This window comes from Streptomyces sp. CO7 (assembly GCF_053474865.1).
In genome coordinates, this window is record NZ_JBRIOU010000005.1 from 54,706 (window position 1) to 60,191 (window position 5,486).

The window sequence follows — 5,486 nt, forward strand, 5'->3', positions numbered from 1 at the left end:
CAGCCGTACCGCCCCGCCCCTTGTCGTCCGCTCCAGGGAACCGTCCCGGCTCCCGCGCACGCCGGGCGTGCGGGGCCCCGAAGGCCCTCTCAGCGCGCCAGCAGGGCCGCCGCCGTGGCCAGCACCACCAGGAGGACCAGCAGCGCCCCCGGCGTCAACCCGCCGAACGGCTGTTGCTGCTGCATCCGCTCGCGGTTGGCGCGGCAGACGGGGCAGCGCCCCTCGGCGACCGGCGCCGCGCAGTTGGCGCACACCAATCGGTCATAGGTCATGCGCTCGCCCTCCTCGCACCGCTTCCGCCTTGCCCAACGTTCACGGGAACGATGCTGTTCCCTCTTCCACTGTGCCAGGTCCGGGGCGAGAGGGCGCTGCCACTACCCCCGCATCCCTTCCACAAACCTTCCCCAGCTCGGCCCGACCCGGGGGAGGTACCCCCACCAAAGCGACGACAAAAGGGGCAAGGCGCGCGCAACCAGGTCCGGCGACTGCGGCCGGTACCCGCATTCGCGTATGGTCACGCACATCTACCCCCGGCGACTCGTGGTGTTTCCGTGATCCGATTCGACAACGTCACCAAGGTCTACCCCAAGCAGAACCGCCCCGCCCTGAGGGACATCACCCTCGAGGTCGAGCGCGGCGAGTTCGTGTTCCTGGTGGGCTCCTCCGGCTCCGGAAAGTCCACCTTCCTGAGGCTGGTCCTCCGCGAGGAGCGGGCCACCCAGGGACAGGTCCACGTGCTGGGCAAGGACCTCGCACGGCTCTCCAACTGGAAGGTGCCCCAGATGCGCCGCCAGCTGGGGAACGTGTTCCAGGACTTCCGTCTCCTGCCGAACAAGACGGTCGGCGAGAACGTCGCCTTCGCGCAGGAGGTGATCGGCAAGTCCCGCGGCGAGATCCGCAAGTCCGTCCCCCAGGTGCTCGACCTGGTCGGTCTGGGCGGCAAGGAGGAGCGCATGCCGGGCGAGCTGTCCGGCGGTGAGCAGCAGCGTGTGGCGATCGCCAGGGCCTTCGTCAACCGGCCCAAGCTGCTCATCTGCGACGAGCCCACCGGCAACCTGGACCCGCAGACCTCCGTCGGCATCATGAAGCTGCTCGACCGGATCAACCGGACGGGCACCACCGTGGTCATGGCGACGCACGACCAGAACATCGTGGACCAGATGCGCAAGCGCGTCATCGAGCTGGAGAAGGGCCGCCTCGTGCGCGACCAGGCACGCGGCGTCTACGGATACCAGCACTGATCCCCGTCCACGGAAAGGCCTGACAACAGCCATGCGGCTTCAGTTCGTCATGTCGGAGATCCGTGTGGGTCTCCGCCGCAACCTCACGATGACCTTCGCGGTCGTCGTGTCCGTCGCCCTCTCGCTCACCCTGCTCGGCGGGGCCATCCTGCTGCGCGACCAGGTGAGCGCCATGAAGGGCTACTGGTACGACAAGGTCAACGTCTCGATCTTCCTCTGCAACAAGAGCGACGCCGAGTCGGACCCGAACTGCGCCAAGGGCGCCGTCACCGCCGACCAGAAGAAGCAGATCGTCGCCGACCTCGACGAGATGAAGATCGTCGACGCCGTGGTGCACGAGTCACAGGACGACGCGTACAAGCACTACAAGGAGCAGTTCGGCGACTCCCCGCTGGCGGCCACCCTCACGCCGGACCAGATGCAGGAGTCCTACCGCATCAAGCTGACGGACCCGGAGAAGTACGAGGTCATCGCCACGGCCTTCGACGGCCGTGAGGGCGTGCAGTCGGTGCAGGACCAGAAGGGCATCCTGGACAACCTCTTCACCATGCTCGGCATGCTCTCCACGGCCGCGCTGGCGCTGATGGCGGTCATGCTGATCGTGGCGATGCTGCTGATCGTCAACACGGTGCGCGTCTCGGCGTTCAGCCGCCGCCGGGAGACCGGGATCATGCGCCTGGTCGGCGCCTCCGGCTTCTACATCCAGGCGCCGTTCATCATGGAGGCCGCGGTCGCCGGCCTCATCGGCGGCGCGCTCGCCTGCGTCTTCCTGGTACTCGGCCGGTTCTTCACCATCGACAGCGGCATGGCGCTCTCCGAGCGGCTCACGCTGATCAACTTCGTCGGCTGGGACGCCCTCCTGACGAAGCTTCCGCTGATCCTCGCCATCAGCTTCCTGATGCCCGCGCTGGCGGCCTTCTTCGCTCTGCGCAAGTACCTGAAGGTGTGACGCATCCCAAGAGGGCCGCAGGAGCAACCGCCCCTGCGGCCCTCCTGCGTTGTCCTAGACTCCCCCTCATGTCAGGCCCCGACCCGTTCTGTCAGACCCGCACCACCCGCCCCATTCGTCGCGGGGCGGCCCTGACGTCGCTGGCCCTCGCGGGCGTCCTGGTGACGTCCGCGGCCGGCGGGGCCTTCTCCGACGGGCAGGGCGAGGCGCAGGCCGCCACCCGGATCGGGGACCTCGGGTCCCCGCAGGGCGACGCCGCCGCCGCGGCCCGGGAGGCCGCCGCCGAGGCGCTGGTCGACGGCAAGTCCCCCGAGGAGGCCGCGGAGCGCGCCGTCAGCCGCAGCGGGGACCGCTGGGGCGCCGTGTACACGCCGGGGGAGTACCAGGAGTTCGAGGAGGCGCTGGACGGCCGCTACACCGGCATCGGCGTCTGGGCGGCCCGGGAGCGGGACGGCGACGTCACGCTCACCCGGGTCCGCGACGGGTCGCCCGCCGACCGGGCCGGGCTGCGCGCCGGGGACCGGGTCCTGGCGGTCGACGGCAGGCCCACGGCGGAGGTGCCGGTCACCGAGGTGCTGGCCCGGCTGCGCGGCGCCACGCCCGGTGAGGAGCCGCAGGACGCCGGCAGCACGCTGCGGGTGGGACTCGAGCGTGACGGGCGGCGGTGGACCGAGACGCTGCGCCGGGCCCGCCTGTCCATCGACCCGGTCACCGTGCGGCGGACCGCCGGCGGGGCGACGCTGATCAAGGTGAGCGCCTTCACCAAGGGCGCCGGCGACAAGGTCCGCGCGGCCGCCGCGGGGTCCCCCGGCGGCATACTGCTCGACCTGCGCGGCAACTCCGGCGGCCTGGTCACCGAGGCCGTGGACGCCGCCTCCGCCTTCCTCGACGGAGGCCTGGTCGCCACCTACGACCTGCGGGGCGAACAGCGGGCCCTCCACGCCGAGCGCGGCGGCAGCACCTCGCGTCCGCTGGTGGTGCTGGTCGACTCCGGGACCATGAGCGCCGCCGAGATGGTCACCGGGGCCCTGCAGGACCGGGGGCGCGCGGTGGTCGTCGGCTCCCGCACCTTCGGCAAGGGCGCCGTGCAGATGCCCACCGAGCTGCCCGGCGGCTCGGTGGCCGAGCTGACCGTGGGCCACTACCGCACGCCCTCGGGCCGCGGCGTGGACGGCGAGGGCATCGTGCCCGACCTGGCGGCCGGGCAGAACGCCGAGCAGCGGGCCGAGAAGGTATTGACTGGCCTCGGGGGCCCCTCCTAGTGCCAAAATGGGCGGCACTATGGCCAAGGAAAAAGGGCGCAAGCTCATCGCGCAGAACAAGAAGGCGCGGCACGACTATCTCGTCATCGACACCTACGAGGCCGGCCTGGTCCTGACCGGGACGGAGGTGAAGTCGCTGCGCCAGGGGCGGGCGTCCCTGGTCGACGGCTTCGTCCAGCTCGACGGCGGCGAGGCGTGGCTGCACAACGTGCACGTGCCCGAGTACAGCCAGGGCACCTGGACCAACCACTCGGCGCGCCGCAAGCGCAAGCTGCTGCTGCACCGGGAGGAGATCGACAAGCTCTCCGCGAAGTCGCAGGAGACCGGTCACACGATCGTGCCGCTCGCCCTCTACTTCAAGGACGGCCGGGCGAAGGTCGAGATCGCGCTGGCCAAGGGCAAGAAGGAGTACGACAAGCGCCAGACGCTGCGGGAGAAGCAGGACCGCCGCGAGACGGAGCGGGCGATCTCGGCGGTGCGCCGCAAGCAGCGGGCGTGACCTGGATCTCCTCGCGGCACGGCGTCGGCGCCGCCCCGCGGGGAACAAGGTGGCGTCCGGCGGCGTTGCTCAGTACGATGGCACTTGCCTCCCCACGCGGGGGGCGAGGATTGACAACACCACATGGGGATGATCGGTTTCGACAGCGGCTGTCGAAGCAGGGGAAGCGTGTCGAGGAAGCGGCCATGATCTCGTAAACCACAGGCCGAAAAAATAATCGCCAATTCCAAGCGCGATATCTCCCAGAGCCAGCTCGCTCTCGCCGCCTGATCCAGGTAGCGTGACGCAGCTCTCTACTTAAGGGAGTGTCAGCCCGGGGGTGTTCCCGACCCGGATCCTGGCATCAGCTAGGGGACTAAACCTTGATCCCGGTCACGGGGTGAAGAGGGAAACCAAACAGTGACTGAGCCCGTCGGAGACTTGTCCGCGTGATCTCCGGGGCTGAGAAAAGCGAAGCGGACTGCACACGGAGAAGCCCTGATTCTGCACCGTTGGACGCGGGTTCGATTCCCGCCATCTCCACCAACCCCATGAGCGAGGCCCTCGACCGGACACGGTCGGGGGCTTTCGTGCGTTCCGGCCCGCCCGGCCGGCGGCACGTTGCCCCTGGCCGGGCGGGCCGCTGCGGATCCGCACGTCCAGGTCGGCGTGAGGGGTGCGGAAAGGGCGGCGCCCCCGACGTGGTGTCGGGGGCGCCGCCCTGGGTGCGGCCGGGGTTCACCGCTGGGGGTCGGCGTTGAACTTCGCGGTGGCCCAGAAGTAGCCGAGGACCGCGAGGCCGGCGCACCAGGCGATGGCGAGCCAGCCGTTGTGGCCGATCTCGGTGCCGAGGAGCAGGCCGCGCAGGGTCTCGATGGCCGGGGTGAAGGGCTGGTACTCGGCGATCGGCTGGAACCAGCCCGGCATGGTGTCCACCGGGACGAACGCGCTGGACAGGAGCGGGAGCAGGATCAGCGGCATCGCGGTGTTGCTGGCAGCCTCCGCGTTCGGGCTGATCAGGCCCATGCCGACCGCGATCCAGGTGAGCGCGGTGGCGAAGAGGATCAGCAGGCCGAGGGCCGCCAGCCACTCCAGGACGGTGGCGTCGGTGGAGCGGAAGCCGATCAGGACGGCGACCGCGCCGACAAGGACCACGCTGGCCACCGACTGCAGGACGCTGCCGATCACGTGCCCCACGATCACCGAGCCGCGGTGGATCGCCATGGTGCGGAACCGGGCGATGATGCCCTCCGACATGTCGGTGGCGACCGAGACCGCGGTGCCGATCGTGGTGGAGCCGATGGTCATCAGCAGCAGCCCCGGCACGATGTAGGCGATGTAGGCCGCCCGCCCGTCCCCGCTGCCGCCCACGCCTGCGCTCATGGTCTCGCCGAAGATGTAGACGAAGAGCAGGAGCAGCATGATCGGGGTGAGCAGGAGGTTGAGGGTGAGGGAGGGGTAGCGGCGGGCGTGGAGGAGGTTGCGGCGGAGCATGGTTCCGCTGTCGCGGAGGGCGAGGGAGAGGGTGCTGCTCATCGCGCGGTCTCCTTGTCGGT

At 70.0% G+C, this 5,486-nt stretch carries 6 protein-coding genes and 1 other RNA gene; 5 read left to right on the top strand and 2 right to left on the bottom strand.

Annotated features, from left to right (window positions below; translation table 11 throughout):
* Positions 1 to 89 precede the first annotated feature (89 nt).
* A complete protein-coding gene (locus ACOV8S_RS18540; protein ID WP_351117698.1) occupies positions 90 to 272 on the bottom strand; it encodes a hypothetical protein in 183 nt (60 codons plus the stop codon).
* 279 nt (positions 273 to 551) lie between these two features.
* Between ACOV8S_RS18540 and ftsE the strand changes: the two genes are divergently transcribed.
* The 5 genes from ftsE to ssrA all read left to right on the top strand — a co-directional run bounded on the left by ftsE (position 552) and on the right by ssrA (position 4,476).
* The gene (gene ftsE / locus ACOV8S_RS18545; RefSeq protein WP_351117699.1) at positions 552 to 1,241 is read left to right on the top strand and encodes a cell division ATP-binding protein FtsE; all 690 of its coding nucleotides are present in this window, start codon (positions 552 to 554) and stop codon (positions 1,239 to 1,241) included.
* A gap of 31 nt (positions 1,242 to 1,272) precedes the next feature.
* Positions 1,273 to 2,190, top strand: coding sequence for a permease-like cell division protein FtsX (gene ftsX / locus ACOV8S_RS18550; RefSeq protein WP_448318936.1), 918 nt, complete (start codon positions 1,273 to 1,275; stop codon positions 2,188 to 2,190).
* Between the two features lie 68 nt (positions 2,191 to 2,258).
* Positions 2,259 to 3,452, top strand: a complete 1,194-nt coding sequence (locus ACOV8S_RS18555) for a S41 family peptidase (protein ID WP_448318937.1) — start codon at positions 2,259 to 2,261, stop codon at positions 3,450 to 3,452.
* A 19-nt stretch (positions 3,453 to 3,471) separates the two neighbouring features.
* The gene (smpB, locus tag ACOV8S_RS18560; RefSeq protein WP_351117725.1) at positions 3,472 to 3,951 is read left to right on the top strand and encodes an SsrA-binding protein SmpB; all 480 of its coding nucleotides are present in this window, start codon (positions 3,472 to 3,474) and stop codon (positions 3,949 to 3,951) included.
* A 125-nt stretch (positions 3,952 to 4,076) separates the two neighbouring features.
* Positions 4,077 to 4,476, top strand: a transfer-messenger RNA (tmRNA) gene (gene ssrA, locus ACOV8S_RS18565).
* 192 nt (positions 4,477 to 4,668) lie between these two features.
* Here the strand turns inward: ssrA and ACOV8S_RS18570 are convergent.
* Entirely contained in the window at positions 4,669 to 5,466 is a 798-nt protein-coding gene (locus ACOV8S_RS18570; RefSeq protein WP_448318938.1) for an ABC transporter permease, read from the bottom strand.
* Positions 5,467 to 5,486: the final 20 nt, after the last annotated feature.

Excerpts from the sequence above, each read along its gene's own strand:
- ACOV8S_RS18540 (WP_351117698.1), bottom strand. The coding sequence starts at position 272 with ATGACCTATGACCGATTGGTGTGCGCCAACTGCGCGGCGCCGGTCGCC.
- ftsX (WP_448318936.1), top strand. The coding sequence starts at position 1,273 with ATGCGGCTTCAGTTCGTCATGTCGGAGATCCGTGTGGGTCTCCGCCGC.
- ACOV8S_RS18555 (WP_448318937.1), top strand. The coding sequence starts at position 2,259 with ATGTCAGGCCCCGACCCGTTCTGTCAGACCCGCACCACCCGCCCCATT.
- smpB (WP_351117725.1), top strand. The coding sequence starts at position 3,472 with ATGGCCAAGGAAAAAGGGCGCAAGCTCATCGCGCAGAACAAGAAGGCG.
- ACOV8S_RS18570 (WP_448318938.1), bottom strand. The coding sequence starts at position 5,466 with ATGAGCAGCACCCTCTCCCTCGCCCTCCGCGACAGCGGAACCATGCTC.